Raw genomic sequence first — 16,911 nt, forward strand, 5'->3', positions numbered from 1 at the left:
CCGGACACTGGGGTTTGACCCGACGTCCCGGTATGCGACAAAGCACTGTCATCCTGGACGGAAGAAGTGTTGGGGCCGCGAGCCTTCCGGCTATGAAACATCCCGTGGCCGCCGACCTGCTCAGATACCTCCGCCTTGCCACTCCGCTCGCGCTGCTGCTCACCGCGGCCTGCGCCACCACGAATGCGCCGCCCCCCTCGGGACCCAAGGTCACCGACCTGGAAATCCAGGGAACGGACCAGGTGAGCGAGGGCGCCATCAAGGACCACATCCTCACCACCGCCACGCCCTTCTGGGGCTTCTGGCCCTTCGGCGGCCCCAGCTACTTCGACGCCAACGCGTGGCAGGCGGACCTGCGCCGCATCGAGCGGTACTACCAGGCCCAGGGCTACTACCAGGCGAAGGTCACCAACGCCGAGGTGAAGCCGGACGGTGACGACAAGGTCGCCATCGACATCAGCGTGCAGGAGGGCGAACCCACCCGCATCAGCGAAATCCAGGTGACGGGCCTGGACACCCTGCCAGAGGACGTGCGCGAGGAGCACCGCAAGTACGTGCTGGACGGACTGCCCCTGCACGAAGGCGACGTCTTCAAGGAAGAGTCCTGGGAGGAAGCGAAGGTCCGCGTCCAGGAGCGGCTGCGCGAGCTGGCCTACGCCGAGGCCGAAGTCGACGGCGAGGTCCGGGTGGACGTGGACACAAGGCAGGCGGTGGTGGAATTGCGCACCCGGCCCGGCATCCGCTATCGCTTCGGCAACACCTTCGTCGCCACCGACGCCAATCCCCAGGTGCCTCCGCGCCGCATCATCGAACAGGTGACGGGCGCGCTGAAGAAGGGGGACTGGTACAGCGAGACGGCGCTGGCCAACGCGCAGGCGCGCGTGTTCCGCATGGGCGTGTTCGGCGCGGTGAAGGTGAACCGTGGCGCGCCGGACCGCGAGTCCGGCACGGTGCCGGTGGTGGTGGACGTGCGGGAGGCGCCCTTCCGCTCCGTGCGGCTGGGCGGCGGCCTGGGCGTGGACGCGGCCCGGCAGGAGGTCCGCGCGGTGGGCGAGTGGACCCACCGGAACTTCGGCGGCGGCCTGCGCCGCTTCACCGTCCGAGGCCGGCTGGGCTACGCCTTCATCCCCAACGTCCTCAGCTTCAACAAGGACGGTCCTGTCTTCGACGTCACCGCCGAATACGAGCAGCCCCGCTTCCTCTTCCGGGACTTGCGGGCGCAGAACTCGCTCAGCGTGGAGAAGGGCCTGGAGCAGGCCTATGACTTCTGGGGCGGCAGGCTCCAGACGGGTGTCATCTGGCAGCCGCACCCCGACTTCTCCATCTTCCCGTCGTACAACCTCCAGGTGTACCGGCTCAGCGGCCGCGTCAGCGCCGACTCCCGCGTGCCGCCCATCGTCCTGGGCTGCGGCGAGGGCCAGGCGCAGTGCAACGTGGCGCTCAGCTTCCTGGAGCTGGCCTTCACCTGGGACCGACGCGATGACGTCATCGAGCCGCGCGACGGCTACTACATCTCCCTCTCCGTCCAGAAGGGCGGAGGCACGCCCCTCATGGGAGACTTCAACTACGTCCGCCTGCTGCCCGACCTGCGCGTCTACCGTTCGTTCGGCGAGGACAAGCGGTTCATCCTGGCGGCGAAGGTGCGCGCGGGCACGCTGAACCCCGCGGGCGGCGGCCAGAGCTCCATCGTCACCCGCTTCTTCTCGGGCGGTGGCACGTTCATGCGCGGCTTCAACGGCCAGCGCCTGTCTCCCCTGGCCGCCCTGCAGCGCACGGCGGACGTGGACGGCGACGGCAACCCGGATGTCGTCCAGGACGAGGAATGGGACACCGTGCCCGTGGGTGGCAACAGCCTCTTCGAGACCTCGGTGGAGATGCGCTACCAGTTCACGGAGAGCCTGATGGTGGCGGCCTTCTATGACACGGGCCTGGTGGGCATCGAGGACTTCTCCCACGCGAACCGGCCCAAGCTCTTCGGCCCCCAGCACTACCACGCCGTGGGCATGGGCCTGCGGTATCTGACGGTCGTCGGGCCCATCCGGCTGGACATCGCCCGGCGGTTGAACATTGGCGGGGGATTGCCCGTTTCCACCCCGGGATACATCTATCCCGAAGCCGGAGGCTGCTTCGGCATCGGAAGCCGGTGGAGACCCACGGGCCCGACGACGCCCAGCGGCGCGTTCGCGGGCGCTCCGGACGGGCTGTGCGCGCTGCACCTGTCGATTGGAGAGGCGTTTTGACGCAATCCCCCCCGAGCGCCGCGCCTCCCCCACCCCGCCGGCCCGCGCGCTGGGGCCGCCGCGTGCTGTGGGGTCTGCTGGGCCTCGTGGGCCTCATCGTGCTCGTCGTCGCGGGCGTGCTCGTCTTCGCCACGACGTCGCGCGGAGAGGCCTGGCTCGTCCAGAAGGGACTCGCGCTGGCCCATGAGCAGCTCTCCGGCCGGCTGGAGCTGGGGCGCCTGGACCTGTCCCTGGGCGGCGTCATCCTCGAGGACGTGAAGCTGTATGACCCCGAAGGCGAGCTGGTGGCGGAAATCGCCCGGGTGGACGTGCGCGCGCGGCTGGCGGGGCTGGTGCGCCAGCACGTGAACCTCCCCTCCGCGCGCATCGAGCGTCCGCGCCTGTATCTGGCCCAGGACGAGCGCGGGCTGAACCTGACGCGCGCGCTGGAGCCCCGCACGCCCAGCCCCGAGGAGCCCTCCACGGGCCGCGGCTCGCTGGTGCTGGACTTGCGCGAGCTCGTGCTCGAGGACGGCTACGTCGACTTCCGCCAGGCGCTGCCCGAAGGCGGTGAGCGGCAGGTGCGGCTGGAGGACCTGGATGCCCGGGGCTCGGCCCGCTACGCCGCCGCGACGCAAGGCGTGGGCGCGAACCTGGAGGCCACCGCGAGCCTCGCCCGCCCCGTGCCCGGGCCCGTGCGGCTGGCGCTGAAGGCCCGCGGCGAAGAGGGCGCCTTCGAAGGCGATGTCGACCTGGAGGCCGCGGGGCTGGTGCTGGACGCCAGCGGCCGCGCGAAGCTCCCTCCAGAGACGCCGCCGGGCGTGCCGGAGGGCCAGCTCCAGGCAGGACTGGAGCTGCGGCGCCTGTCCGCGCCGCCCGACCTGCTGCGGGCCTTCGTGCCCACCTGGCCGTTGCGGGTGCCGGTGTCCGCGGAGGGCTCCGCCGGACTGGACGGCGACGCGGCGCGGGTGGACGTCACCGCGAAGGCCGCCAGCGCCTCCCTGTCCGTGAAGGGCGGAATGGATTTGGAGCGGATGCGCACCGACGGCCTGTCCGTGAAGGCGCGCGACGTGGACCTGTCGGAGCTGATGGCGCAGGGCCCCAAGACGCGTATCGCCGCGGACCTGGACGCGAAGGGCGGAGGCACGAGCCTGGAGTCGATGGAAGGCGAGGTGAAGCTCACCGTGTCCCCGTCCGAATACCTGGGCCAGCCGCTGGGGCCGGTGGAGTTGGAGGCCAGCGCGAAGGAGGGCCGGTATTCGCTGATGCGGCTGCGGATGCTCGCGCCGGGCGTGGCCCTGCAGGCCAAGGGAGACGGCACAGCGGAGTCGGTGCACCTGGAAGGTGGCCTCACCGCCGGCAACCTCGCCCTGCTGTCACAGATGCTGTCCAAGCTGATGCCGGGTGTGGTGGCCCCCATGGCGGGCAACGGCACGTTGGACTTCTCCGTGAAGGGCCCGCTGCGCACGCCCGCCGTGAAGGTCGACGGTGGCTTCGCGGCGCTGCGGTACGGCGACGTGGCGGCGCAGGACGTGTCCCTGAAGCTGGAGATGCCGGACGTCAGCCACCCCCTCACGTCCAACGCCACGCTGGTGGTGTCCCGGCTGAAGGCGGGCGGACGGGACTTGCGCGACGTCGCCGTCACGCTGGCCACGCAGGAGCGTGCGCTGGAGGCCAGCGTGCGCGTGGCGGGAGACGCGGAGCTGGGGCTCACGCTCAGTGGCCAGGTGGACGACAATCGCCAGGGGCTGGCCATCCGGCAGATGGCGCTGTTCTGGCCGGAGGCCACCTGGACGCTCCAGGCGCCCACGCACCTGGGCTTCGGCGGAGGCAACGTCGAGGTGGCGCCTGCGCTGCGGCTCGCGTCGGAGGGGCAGACGCTGTCGCTGCAGGGCGCGATGCGCGGCCAGCGCGTCAACGCGCGAGTGGAACTGGGCGCGTTCGATTTGTCGCGGCTGCCCCGGTCCTTCGTCCCGGAGTCGCTGGGCCTGGGCGGCAGGCTGACAGGCCACGCCGCCGTCAGCGGGACGATGGCGCGCCCCGACGCGGAGACCGACCTTCGGCTGGAAGACGGCAGCGCGCGCGGCTACGAGGGGCTCCAGGCGGAGCTGAAGGCGCGCTACGTGAAGGACCGCGCCACCGGGACGCTGGCGGCCAGCCTACCCGTGGCGCGGCTCGCCGCCGAGTTCGACGTGCCGGTGCAGGGTGTGCTCAAGCGCCGGCGCGATGCGATGTCCGTGCGCCTGAACCTGGAGGACCTGGACATCGCCGGCGCCATGAAGCTCGCGGGCCAGCCCGAGAGCGCCAGCGGCCGGCTGGCCGGCACGCTGACCGTGGAAGGCCCCGCGCGTGAACCCCTGCTGGACTTCACCCTCCGCGGACAGGACGTGCGCTACCAGACGCCGCCGCCGGGCTTCTCGCTGCCTGTGCCGCTGGCCTTCCAGTTGCGCGCCGCGTCCGACCGCGAGGACCAGACGCTGGATGCGCGCCTGGACGTGGAGGGCCTGGGCTCGCAGACGTACGTGGCCCTGCGGACGCCCTTCACGGTGGGCGGGCTGATGGCGAAGCCGCCCACGCCCGATGAGCTCTTCGCGACGACGCTGGGCGTGGAGGCCCGCGTGACGCAGCTGCCCCTCACCCTGCTCAAGGGCATGAGCGGTGTGCAGCAGCCGGGCGGCACGGTGACGGCGCAGCTGGACTTCGAGGGCTCGGTGCTGGTGCCCCAGGCGACGCTGCGCGTGCAGGCCAACGCGGTGACGATGAACGGGCTGCCGCCCATGAACGGGCAGCTCAGCGTCGTGGGCGGCGACAAGGACGTGAAGCTCACGCTGAACGCGCGGCGCCAGGACGGACCGCTGGCGCAGCTGACGGCCACGCTGGCGGCCCCGCTGGGCGCGCTCCAGGACCGCGAGGTCTACGGCTACATCCCCTTCGACATCACCGGCCGCGTGGGCCCGGTGCCGCTGCAAGAGATTCCCGGCCTGGCCACCCCGGCGTCGCCCGTGGCAGAGGGCGCGCCGCCACCGCAGGGCGGCCGGCCCCAGGGCATCCAGGGCGTGCTGGCCATGGAGCTGGGCGCGCGGGGCACGCTCGACACGCCGCAGATGGAGCTCACCGCCGGCGTGCAGGACCTGGGCGTGGGCAACACGGGGCTGGGCCAGGTGCGCCTGAACTACACGTACAGGGACACCCGCTCCCGCTTCGACCTGCTGCTCACCGAGCCGGGCGGCGGCACCATGCTGGTGAACGGAGGCCTGGGCCTGGACGTGTCACTGCCCGCGCTCAACCGGGGACTCCAGACAGACAACGCGCCGGTGGAGGTCGCGCTCAAGGCGCGCAACTTCAACCCGGCCTTCCTGTCCGGCACGGTGGAGATGCTGCGCAGCATCGGCGGCGTGCTCCAGGCGGACGCCAGCGTCGCCGGCACGTTGGGCGCGCCCAGCATCAACGGCAGCCTGGAGTGGAAGGACGGCAAGCTGGGGCTGATGGGCCTGGGCGAGTACCGCGACATCCAGCTCGCCCTGAAGGCCAGCCGCGAATCCATCGCCGTCACGACGCTGTCGGCGAAGGCCGGCAACGGCTCACTCAACCTCAACTCGCCGTTGACCGCGGTGCTCAACGCCCGGAATGAGTACGAGCTGTCCAGCCCCGGAACGTCCGACCCGCCGCTGGTGATGCGCAATTTCCCCATCATCGTCGACGACCAGCTCATGGCGCTGGTGAGCCTGCGCGCGAAGGTGGAGGGCACGCTGTCCCGGCGACTGGTCAACCTGCGCAACGTCACCATCCCCGAGGCCACCATCGAGCTGCCGGAAGCCAAGCGCAAGGACCTGCAGGCGCTGGAGCGGCCCGGTGACGTGATGCTGGTACGCAACGGCGAGCCGCTGGACCGCAAGAAGCGCAAGGAAGCGGCCCAGGCGCGGCCCCCGGCGAATCCCGACGAGACACCCGTGGAAGGCGCGGCCCCGGCGGAGGGCGTGGCGGTGGAAGACGAGGAGGAAACGGCGACGCCACCCATTGTGTTCTGGGTGAATGTGAATGCGCCCCGCAACCTCTGGGTGAAGGGCTCCGACATCAACGCGGAGCTGGGGCTGTCGGATGACTTTCGCGTCGAATACACGGACGTGGCGCGCCTGTTCGGTGAAGTGCGCGTGCTGCGCGGACGCGTGGACGTGCTCGGCCGCCGCTTCGACATCCAGCGTGACAGCCAGGTGCGCTTCACCGGCCCGGCCATGGCGCCGTACATCAACGTCACCGCCGAGCACCGCAACGACAGCGCCAAGGTCACCGTGTTCGTCACCATCCGGGGACAGGGGCGGGAAATCACGCTCAAGCCCACCAGTGACCCGCCGCTGCCGGAGTCGGAAATCTACACGCTGCTGGCGACGGGCCGGCGCACGCTGGAGCGCAGCTCCGGTGCCTCCATGAACGCCAGCGCGCAGGCCGCGTCCGTGGTGGGCTCGCTGGTGGCCAACGAGGCCCGCAAGGCCCTGGCCGCGAAGCTGCCCCTGGACGTGGTCTCAATCGAGGCGGGGGCCTCCGGCATCGCGGGCACCAAGCTGGAAGTCGGCACCTACGTGACGGACAAAATCTACGTCGGCTACACCGGCCGCGTGGGCGCCAACCTCCAGCAGGGAGAGAACGCCAACGCGGTGCGCTTCGAGTACCAGTTGGGCACGCGCTGGAGCCTGGAAGGCCAGTACGGCGACGCGCGCTCGGGCGGGTTGGACCTCATCTGGACCAACCAGTACTGAGGCTCACTGGGACACGGCGGGCTCCTGTCCTTCCGGGCGGGAGCCGCCGCTTCGACGACTAGAGGCCGTACATCGCGAAGCACGAGCCCGCGGGGCCCGCGCCGGAAATGGGCGCGCTCGGCGCGCTCAGCCACGCGCTGTTGGCGCCGCACTGGTGCCACTGCTGGTCGCCCGTGGACTGCACGCAGGTGCGCGCCGGCACGGAGCGGCCCAGCGTGGCGGAGGAGCACCAGCCGTAGGACGCGGTGCAGTTCGTGGGCTTGGTGGTGCTGCCCGCGGTGAAGGCGCCCGACTGGCACTGCCGCCACATGGCGTCCGACGAGCTCTGCACACAGCCGAGCTCCGGCACGGTGGCGTCGGCCGTCTCGGAGTAGCAGCCGGAGGCGGAGCCCCACGCATAGGCCGACTCGTAGCGGTGGTAGACGACGGACACCAGCGACGAGCCGCCCACGTTGGTGCGGCCGCACTGGAGGGCATACGCGCCCACCCAGGGCGTGTACGTGTAGAGCGCCGCCGTCGCCTTGTTGACGGGACGCACCGAGCACGGGTCCGACGTGGACTTCGTCACGCCCACGCGCCAGCCGGAGATGGTGGCACGGCCCGCGTCCAGGTCCGTCAGGTAGCCGCGCAGCTTCTTGGCGGAGCAGTCAATCTGCTTGCCGAAGCCCACGTATTGCGCGTCACAGCCGCTGGTGTCCGGACAGCCACAGCCGGTGGCCTTGGCCAGGTTGTTGGAGTTGCCGCTCTGGACGAGGCTGGACTCCACCTGGATGCGGGCCAGCATGTACAGCGGGCTGATGCCAAAGGCCTTGGAGCGCTCGACGATGAGCGCGGCGGCCGTCTTGTTGCTGAAGGCCGGGTCCCGGTAGTTCGCCAGGAACGAGTTGTTCTGCTGGAGGAAGGCCTGCACCTGCGCGGTGGTAATCCACTGGCCACCAGTGATGTCGGTGTCCTCCAGCAGCCGGTGCATGTCGTACTTCGTGGTGGCCTCCAGCAGCACCTGGCCAGTCAGCTCGTCGATGACGGGCTCATCTGCCGCGTCGATGGGACCACAGCCGGCCGCCACCAACGCGGGCACCAGGAGCAACCACAATCGCGTCTTCATCGCGTCCTCGGGGGGATGGGCCGCGAACCCGGAGAGCGGTGCTCACCGTCCACCGGACACGGCCAGGGGGAGTCCGAGGCTCCAGCCGCGTGAAACATTATTCAAGAATTTCTTATCTTTAATGCCTGACGGATTATTGGTGTCCTGTTGAATCCGTCACCCAGGCCACACAGCCAGAGCGCAGGCGCCGGGAGTAGCGTACCCGCCATGAGCCACTTCCACGCTCCACCGAGGCCGAGGCGACTTCTCTCCCTGACGATGGGACTGCTGCTGGTGGCGGGCTGTTCCAGTTCGGACGGTGACAGTCCCGGGCCCGGGCCCTCGGGTGGAGACGCGGGCACGGGTGCACCGGACGGCGGCGGCCTGGAGCCTTCCGGCTGCCTCAATGAGACCTTCTTGTCGTCGCTGGGGAAGAACCGGCTGCTCGTGGGCGCGCAGATGGCGGACGGCACCGCGGCCAGCGCGCCTTTCGACATCCACTATCTCTACATCGCCGGTGGGCTGTTCGACTCGCCCACCGCCTGCACGTCCTGCACGTCCGGGTGCAGCACGTCGGGCACGTCGTGCCAGGGCGGCGGCTGTGCGTGGTGGGGCTGCTGGCAGGACGTGTCGCGGCCGCCCGGCGATTACGTGCGGGGCTTCGTGTCCCGTGCCCGGGCGCGCGGGCAGCTTCCGCTCATCACCTACTACCAGCAGTTGCTGGGCAGCGGATTGGGCGAGGGCGAACAGCAGCTGGGCGCGCTCAACAATCTGTCCTTCATGCGGCGCTATCTGGCGGACTGGCGCTTCGTGGTGCAGCAGGTGGGCGACGCGCAGGCGCTCCTCCACATCGAGCCGGACCTGTGGGGCTACGTGCAGTTCTTCCACGGCGACGCACGCCGCGTCCCCGCACAGGTGGCCAGCGCCAACGCCACGGACTGCTCGGCGATGGAGAACAACGCCGCGGGCCTGGGGCGCTGCATGATTGCCATGGCTCGCAAGTACGCGCCCAACGCGAAGGTGGGCCTGCACGCCAGCCCCTGGGCGACGCGGATGGACGTGTACCTGAACACCAACGCGTCCTTCGACGTGGCCGGCGAGGCGCACAAGGTGGCCGACTTCCTCCTGCAGGTGGGCGGGAGCGAAACGGACTTCGTCGTGGTGGAGGCCTCCGACCGCGACGCGGGCTTCTACCAGTCACAGGGCGAGGACGCGTGGTGGGACGCCACCAACGCCACCCGGCCGAACTTCCACCAGGCCTTCGCCTGGGCGAAGGCAATCTCCGAACGGATGAACACACCGAACCTGTGGTGGCAGCTGCCCGTGGGCCACATGAACCTGCCCGACACGAACACGCGCTGGCGGGACAACCGCGTGGACTACTTCTTTACCCACGCGAATGAAGTGGCCGCGGCGCACTCGGTGGGCTTCTCGTTCGGCGCAGGCGAAGGGCGGCAGACGACGCCGGAGACGGACAACGGCCACCTCGTCAGCCGGGTGCGGGCCTACGCGCAGTCGGGTGGACAGGCCCCATGCATCCCCACCCTGGCGCCCTGAGCGCCCTGCCCGTCCTGGTAGGCTGACCGCGTGCCCGCGAGCCCGCCCCTCCTGGATGACATGCTCCTCTTCACCGAGGTGGTGGCGACCGGTGGCATCACCGCCGCCGCGGAGCGGCTGGGGCTGCGCAAGTCCACGGTGAGCCGCCGCCTCGCGGCGTTGGAGGAGCGGCTCGGCGTCCGGCTCATCGAGCGCAATACGCGCGGGCTTCGGCTCACGGAGGTGGGCCGCGACTACCACGCCCACTGCGCGCGGCTGGTGGCGGAGGCTCGCGAAGTGAACCGCGCGCTCGGCGAGTCGCGTGTCACGCCGCAGGGCACCTTGCGCATCGCCACGCTCTCACTGCTGGGCGAGCTGCTGACACCGCTCATCGCCGAGCTGCTGTTGCGCAATCCCCTGCTCCGCGTGGAAGTCTCGCTCGCCGAAGCGCACGTGGACCTCATCTCCGAGGAGTATGACCTGGCGCTGCGGACCGGCCCACTCGCGGACTCCGCCATGGTGGCCCGCAGGCTCGGGCGCCTTCGCACCGGCTACTACGCCAGCCCCGCCTATCTCGCGAGGCAAGGGACACCCCGGACCTCGGCGGAGCTGCAAGGCCATGCCTGCGTCGTGCTCGCCGCTCCCGGCACCGACGAGGTCTGGTTCTTCGGCGAGGGCCGGGGCGCGAAGAGCCTACCGGTAACGGGGCGGCTGCGCGTGCCCAGCGTGCGCGCGGGGCAGGCGGCCGCGCGCGCGGGCCTGGGCGTGGTGCGGCTGCCCGCCTCGCTCGTCGCCGAGGACGTGCGCGGCGGGCTGCTCGTTCCGGTGCTGGAAACCGAAACGCCGCCGGGCATCCCTGTCTTCGCCGTCTATCCCAGCAAGCGGCAGCTCCCGCCCAAGGTGCGCGCCTTCCTGGCGCTGTTGAATGAACGCGGCGCCGCGCTCCCCTGGGACGACGCCACCGAGCCCGCGTCCTCCCGAAGCCGGTAGGGGACGTCGCGCAACACAGCGTTCCCTCGCGGGCGCTCGTCCGTTCCCGTTGAGGCCACTACACCTGTGTCCACACCCAGGCAGGGCCCACGCGCCCGGCCGAACGAGGAGGACACGCCATGACGACGAACGTCATCCCGCTGGACGACGCGCACTTTCAACGGGAGGTGCTGGAGTCATCCGAGCCCGTGCTGGTGGACTTCACCGCTACCTGGTGCCCGCCGTGCCGTGCGCTCGCCCCCGTGCTCGACGCGATTGCCGCCGACTTCCGGGGCCGGCTGAAGGTGACCAGCCTGGACGTGGACGACAATCCGGAGTCCGCGATGCGCTATGGCGTCCGCTCCGTCCCGGCGCTGCTGCTCTTCAAGGAGGGCAAGGTGGTGCGGCAACTGCTGGGCGCCCAGCCCCGCGCCAAGCTGGAGCAGGAACTGCGCACCCACCTCGGGTGACGCGGCGCCCCTCTTCCTTCAGGCCGTATTCGGCGTTGTTGCTCGCCCTGCCTGTGCCCAACACCCCGGGCCAGCCAGGGCGTGCGCTACCGCACCACATTCCACCCGCAGATAATTTTAGACCAATGTTGCAAATCATACACTGTTCGTGTATCCACTCACTCGCCCTGTGAGTCTCGCAGGGCGCGGGTCGCCCCACATCTCCGATCCCCCCTTCTCGTTCGGGGCGACTCGTACCCACCGCGGACAGTCGCCCTCACCCGTGCCAGCCCCTTCCAGTCCGGGGCGGCCCGCTCCTCTACCAACGCTTTCGTCTCAACGGTCCAGCCGCCGGCGGGCCCGGGCTCGCGCGGCGTCCAGCGCGGAGTCCACGCTGCCCTCGGCCGGCTTCGCTGGCGCCGGAGCCGCGTCGCCCTGATGGGTGGGCGGAGCTGACGTCGGGGTTGTCCGTGTTGCCGGAGTGGACGACGGCGCCGCGGGTGTCGCGGGGACGGACACGGAGCGCTCGCGGGTCCGCGGCGCACGCAGCCGCGGCGCGGAGAGGAAGCGGCGCACGGCCACCTCCGCCAGCAGCAGGGCCAGCGCCAGGGCCACCAGCCACGGCGCCAACGCCACGCGCCCCAGCGACTCCGGGGCCTCCATGAAGAGGCCCGTCATGGACAAGCGCTCCACGCCGCCTCCCACGGCCGCGATGGCGCGCAGCAACTCCAGTCCCGCCTTCGCAGAGCCGGGCTCGAACTCCGGCGCGTAGGGCAGCGTGACGGGCGGCGCGCGGAGCACCTTCGCGCCCAGCCGGACCACCGGGTGCCACGTTCCACTGCCCTCCAGCGGGTACTCGGCGACGAGCCGGTCTTCATCCTCCCACCGCATCGGACGCTCCACTGGCGCGGCGCGTCCGTCGCCGGGCAGGAGCACCATCGTCGGTGCCGCGCCGGGCAGCGCCTCGCCCGGGGGCAGGTCCAGCGTCACGCGCAGCAGGTGCCCCCTCCGCTCGGTGCGCACCACCGCGTCCCCGACGGGCGCCGCGCCCGCCAGCGTCCAGCGCACCATCCCCTCCAGGGCCGCGCGCAGGGAGGACCACGTTCGCAGCTCGCCGGTGTACCGCCCATCCACCTCCGCGGTGAAGGCCACCGTGCGTCCCGCGCCTCGCGGCCACATCGCCAGGATGGGCGCGCCATTCGTGTCCAGGGTGCGCAGCGCCACGTTGGCGCGGGGCTTGAGGTAGGTGAGGTTGTAGCCGCCCACCTGGGGCAGCCCTTCCGCGGACAGCCGACCGAGCAGCGGCAGGTCCGGCGCGCCTTCCAGCGACGCGGGCTCATCCACGAAGGTGGCACGCGCCACAGTGAGCGTCTCCTGGCTGAAGATGCGCGGCAGGCTCATCGCATCCTCGGCGAAGTAGACGCGTCCACCGCCCCGGTGGGCCACTTCCCGGAGCAGGTCCGCGTCCGGGTCCGAGGGCACGCCCAGCCCGATGACGGACACCGTCACGTCCTGCTCGCGCAAGTGAGCCAGCGTGCGTTGGTAGTCATCGGGCTCCTCGGAGTCCGCGGCGTCGGAGAACAGGAGGATGTGGCGCGTGGGCTTCTCGCTGCGGAGGATTTCCGTGCGGCCGGCGCGGAGCGCCTCGCCCACGTAGATGCCGCCACCACCACTGAAGCCGCGCGCGACGGCATCCAGGGGCAACCCTGCCTCCACCGGGCTGAGCGGGAAGATTTCATGGGCCGCCGTGTCCACCATGTGCACGGAGACCTCGTCCTTGGGGTTGAGCAGCGTCAGCGCTGCCACGACGCCCTCGGCGGCCAGCTCCATCTTCGTCCGCCCATCCGGGACGGTCATCCCCATGGAGCAGGAGGCATCCATCAACACGCTGAGCGCCAGGGACGCGCGGCGCTGCTCCTCGCGCATCTCCAGGGACACCGGGAGCAGCGGCTCCACGGGCGAGCGCCGGAACCCACCCTCGCCGAAGCTGTTGCGTCCGCCGGTCATCACCAGCCCGCCTCCGGCCTGCTCGACGTAGGCCGCCAGCGCGTTGAGCCCCGGCTCGCCGAGCGCATTCGCGTCCACGTTCTCCAGCACCACGGTGCCCACGCCGTCCAGGTCATCCAGCGTGAGGCGGAACGGCGTGCGCACATCGAGCTGCAACCCCGAAGCGGCGAGCGACTGCGCGAGCGTGCCCCGGGACTGATTCGTGAGCAGCAACACCCGGGGCGGGCCCTCCACGCGGAGCACGGCGACGCCCCGGTCGTTCTCCACGACGCCGTCGCCGGGAGCGGCCACGGAGAGCTGGTAGCGGACCAGACCGGGTTCCTCGACCAGGTCGCGCAGCGGCAGCACGTTGGGGCCAGGCTGGAAGTCGAAGGGCCCCTGGAGGAGCACGCGGCCATTGCGCTCCAGCCGGACGGTGCCGGTGACGGCGGAGGAGGCATGCACCACGGCGGAGAACTGGAAGGGCTCGCGCTCGGAAACGGCGGCGGGGACGTCCACGGAGACGACGGCCACATCGAGCGGCGGTTCGGGGCGGGCGATGTGACGCCAGTCCACGGCGAGGCCCCGGGCCGCCAGTCGTCGCGCGGCGCCGCGTGCATCCACGCCCGTGGCGCGGCCATCGGACAGCACCAGCACGCGCCCGGTGCGCTCGTCGGGGATGAGGGCGCTCGAGGCATCCAACGCGGCGGACAGGTCGGAAGCCTCCACGTCCACGGGGCGCGTGAAGCCGCCAAAGCCACCGAGGGTGGAGAGGGGTTGCTCGACGCGCGCGTCCCGGCCGAAGGTGATGACGCCCACGCGGTCCCCGGGACGGCGCTGCGATTCCAGCAGGGTGATGAGTTCCTGGGCCGTGCGGTCCATGTCGCGAGGCATGGACGCGGAGCGGTCCACCACCACGACGACGTCACTGCCCGCGTCGGCCAGCCGCAGTTCGGGGCCTGAGAGCGCGCCGACGACGAGCACCAGCAGCGCGGCGCGCAGCCACATGGGCGGGCCCGGCCGGCGGCCGTACTTCCAGAGGAAGAGCCCCAGCGGCAGCAGCAGCACCCACGCCTGCGGGAGGGAGAAGGTCATCCGCGGCTCCAGCGCAGGGAAGCCATGGCGGCATCAATCGGCACGGGCACCGGGCGTCCCATCACCCACCACGCGTTCACATCACGCGCCTTCATCGAATCCTCCCGTCGCACCGATGACGCGCTCATGAAGCGCCCCCGGTCCTTGGTGCACTCGCTCCGGAAGCGCCCGGCGTCTCTCGCCGCGTGAGGTAGAAATCCGCCACCAGCGCGGCGAGCAGAAGAACCAGGGGCCATCGGGCCCGGCCCGGCGCGCTGCCTCCCGCGTCGTCTTCCCCTGCCTCACGTGCCGGCACCTCCGCGCGTCCGCGCTCACGCAGGTCCGACTCCCGGGCGTCCAGCGCCAACACCTGCGCCGTGTCCACCACGTCGCCGTCACGCTCCAGCGAATAGGTCCCAGGCCCGGTGGGAGGAGACAGCGTCACCTCGCCCGCGCCAAATACCGGCCGGCGGCCCCCCGGCCCCACGAGCGAGTAACGCGCCCCTGCGAGCGTCACCACCGGCAGCGGCTCGCCCAGCATCAGCTGCCGCCGAGGAAAACCCTCCCGCGTGCGGCGGGCCTCGCGCACCAGGTTGCTCAGCAACACCGGCCACGCGGACACGCGCTGCACGTTCGAACGCGACAGGTCCACGTTGACGTGAACCCGGCCGTCCACCTCCTCGGACACCAGCACCGCGTCCCCGGCGCTCACCAGCGGCTTTCCAGGCGGATTGTCCCCCGCCGTCCACCGCACGCCCGAAAGCTGCACGTCATCCAGCAGCGGGTGCCCCTTCTCGGAGAAGAACGGCCCCACGAACGTGCGCGGCGCGCCGCCCGCCCCCACCGTCACCCGTGCATCCGTCCCCGGCGGCCCCAGCACCAACACCACGTCCGTCGCCGAGCCCTCCGCTCCGCGCGCCACCTCCGGCGATACCGCGAGGAACCGCTCCAGTGCGGTCTGCTCGGGAGCCCCCAGTCCCTGCGCCAACGCCACCGCGATGGGCCGCGTGGGCGCGGGCGGCAGCCGCACCTGGCCGTCCTCGGGCAACGCGTCGTCCGGAAGCGACACCTCGACATCGCCCGCTTCCTGGAACGTCAGCCGGACCGTCGCGGTGCCCTCCTCCGGAAGCTGCACGCGTTCCAACCGCTCCGTGCCGGCCTTCGCACCGGCCCCTGGCAACGCGCGGACCCGAACGTCCACCTCCTCCGGCGCCTCCCCGAAACGCGCCACCCTCAGCGTCACCATGGCCGTGGGCCCGTCATCGCGCCGCTGCGCGGAGACCAGCGCCACGTTGCCTCGCGCGGTCCCCAGCGCCGTCCACCGCACGGACTCGGGCACCAGGGCCGCGTTCACCGGAGGAACGTCCGTGAAGAAGGCCACGCGCCGTCCCGCCCCCGCCAGCTCCTGCGCCCAGATGAGCGTGGGCAGCGGGTCATGGTCCGCGCCCTGCGCCTGGAAGGACTCCAGCGCGGCCAACGCCCGAGAAGGCTCCGCCTCCGGGCCCGCGAGCATGCGCGGCGTGACGCCACTGGCCAGCAGCGTCACCTGCGTGGCCTCCTCCGACTCCACACGCGCCGCCGCCTCGCGCCGAACCTGCTCCAGCACCGTCACGCCGTCCGGCCCACGAGCTGACATGGACAGGCTCCCATCCACCACCAACACCAGGTGCCGGACCCGCGCCGCATCCCCCCACCGAACGTCCGCCAGGAAGAGCGCGGCCGCCACCACCGCCAGCACCTCCAGCAGCAGTGAGGCCTCCCGCGTGAAGCGCTCCCAGCGAGGCCCCGCCTCGGCACGGGGACTGGGCCTGCGCCAAAGGAAGAGCGCGCTCACCACCACCGGCTTCTGCCGGCGCCGCAGGAAGTACGCCGCCACCAGCGGGGCGAGCGCGCCCAGGGCCAACAACCCCCACGGGAAGCCGAAGCTCACGCGTCACCTCCCACTGCGCGCTCCATGCACGAGGCAACGTCGTCCACCCGGCGCCCCCTCACGACGCACCCGCCGCGAGGAACAAGGGCCGCAGCGGTCCCGCGACCAATGCACCCAGCCCATCCTGAGCCCGTGCGGTGAGCAGCGCTCCACGAGCACGCAAGGCCGCGCCCCTCAAGCCGCGCTGGTGCTCCGCGAAGCGGCGCGTGTACGCGGCCAGCACCTCATCCGTCAGCAACTCCTCCAGCGCCGCGCCGCTCTCCGAATCCACCAGCCGGGCTCCATCTCCACCCGCGGGGTCCAGGTCCTCGGCATCCAGCACCTGCGCTAGGAAGAGACCAGACGCGCCCCGGGCCAACCGCGCACAGAGCGCCGGCAGGTCCGCTTCGAAGAGGAAGTCACTCACCACCACGCGCAGCCCACACGGCCGCAGCGGCGGCAGGCGCCCCAGCGACTCCGGCAGTCCGTCCCGCGCGTCGAAGTCCGCCACGTCCAAGGCCGCCCGGCACGCCTGTCCCTGAGCACGCTCCGGCCGGGAACCTGCCACCAGCAACGTGGGCGTCAGTCCCTGCCGCGCCGCCACCTCCACCGTCAGCAGCGCCACCTCCCGCGCGCACGCGGCCTTGCGCGGAGACAGCGCCATGGAGCGCGAACCATCCAGCACCACCTCCACGCGCGGAGACACCTCGTCCTGGCGGATGCGCAGCACGAGTTCTCCCGTGCGCGCCACCGCGTTCCAGTCCACCTGCCGCAGGTCATCTCCAGGCTGGTACGCACGGAAGTCATGCAGCTCCAGCGCGCTGCCCGCGGACGTGGCACGGACCTCCCCCACGAGCCCCCGGTGGGGCCCCCTGGGCAGCGCCAGGGCCAACCCCGGAACCAGCCGCGCGACAGCGGATGCGTCCATCCG

The 16,911-nt window shown here is 71.4% G+C and carries 9 protein-coding genes; 5 read left to right on the plus strand and 4 right to left on the minus strand.

What is annotated here, in order from left to right; translation table 11 throughout:
• The first annotated feature begins 92 nt into the window (after window positions 1-92).
• Window positions 93-2,240: a BamA/TamA family outer membrane protein gene (locus BHS09_RS33325; RefSeq protein ID WP_140795405.1), complete on the plus strand. Its 2,148-nt coding sequence runs from the start codon at window positions 93-95 to the stop codon at window positions 2,238-2,240.
• Window positions 2,237-6,973: a translocation/assembly module TamB domain-containing protein gene (locus tag BHS09_RS33330; RefSeq protein ID WP_140800043.1), complete on the plus strand. Its 4,737-nt coding sequence runs from the start codon at window positions 2,237-2,239 to the stop codon at window positions 6,971-6,973. Before BHS09_RS33325 ends, BHS09_RS33330 begins: the two co-directional genes overlap by 4 nt.
• Before the next feature lie 58 nt (window positions 6,974-7,031).
• Here BHS09_RS33330 and BHS09_RS33335 read toward each other — a convergent pair whose 3' ends face one another.
• Window positions 7,032-8,078 carry a hypothetical protein gene (locus BHS09_RS33335; RefSeq protein WP_140795407.1) on the minus strand — a complete coding sequence of 349 codons (1,047 nt, stop codon included), beginning with the start codon at window positions 8,076-8,078 and terminating at the stop codon, window positions 7,032-7,034.
• Window positions 8,079-8,285: 207 nt separating this feature from the next.
• Between BHS09_RS33335 and BHS09_RS33340 the strand changes: the two genes are divergently transcribed.
• The 3 genes from BHS09_RS33340 (at window position 8,286) to trxA (ending at window position 11,032) form a co-directional block, all read left to right on the plus strand.
• Complete coding sequence (locus BHS09_RS33340) at window positions 8,286-9,614, plus strand: hypothetical protein (RefSeq protein ID WP_237079978.1); 1,329 nt, start codon at window positions 8,286-8,288, stop codon at window positions 9,612-9,614.
• Window positions 9,615-9,674: 60 nt separating this feature from the next.
• Window positions 9,675-10,583 (plus strand): LysR family transcriptional regulator, encoded by a 909-nt coding sequence (locus BHS09_RS33345; RefSeq protein ID WP_174258959.1) that lies wholly within the window; start codon window positions 9,675-9,677, stop codon window positions 10,581-10,583.
• 119 nt (window positions 10,584-10,702) lie between these two features.
• Complete coding sequence (gene trxA / locus BHS09_RS33350) at window positions 10,703-11,032, plus strand: thioredoxin (RefSeq protein WP_140800045.1); 330 nt, start codon at window positions 10,703-10,705, stop codon at window positions 11,030-11,032.
• A gap of 315 nt (window positions 11,033-11,347) precedes the next feature.
• Here the strand turns inward: trxA and BHS09_RS33355 are convergent, their stop codons facing one another.
• The 3 genes from BHS09_RS33355 to BHS09_RS33365 all read right to left on the minus strand — a co-directional run bounded on the left by BHS09_RS33355 (window position 11,348) and on the right by BHS09_RS33365 (window position 16,908).
• Window positions 11,348-14,092, minus strand: a complete 2,745-nt coding sequence (locus BHS09_RS33355) for a VWA domain-containing protein (protein ID WP_140800046.1) — start codon at window positions 14,090-14,092, stop codon at window positions 11,348-11,350.
• Window positions 14,093-14,216: 124 nt separating this feature from the next.
• The gene (locus BHS09_RS33360) at window positions 14,217-16,001 is read right to left on the minus strand and encodes a BatA domain-containing protein (RefSeq protein WP_140800047.1); all 1,785 of its coding nucleotides are present in this window, start codon (window positions 15,999-16,001) and stop codon (window positions 14,217-14,219) included.
• Between the two features lie 58 nt (window positions 16,002-16,059).
• Window positions 16,060-16,908 carry a DUF58 domain-containing protein gene (locus tag BHS09_RS33365; RefSeq protein ID WP_174259371.1) on the minus strand — a complete coding sequence of 283 codons (849 nt, stop codon included), beginning with the start codon at window positions 16,906-16,908 and terminating at the stop codon, window positions 16,060-16,062.
• Window positions 16,909-16,911 lie beyond the last annotated feature (3 nt).

The sequence above is a fragment of the Myxococcus xanthus genome, assembly GCF_006402735.1.
GTDB classification, from domain to species: domain Bacteria; phylum Myxococcota; class Myxococcia; order Myxococcales; family Myxococcaceae; genus Myxococcus; species Myxococcus xanthus_A.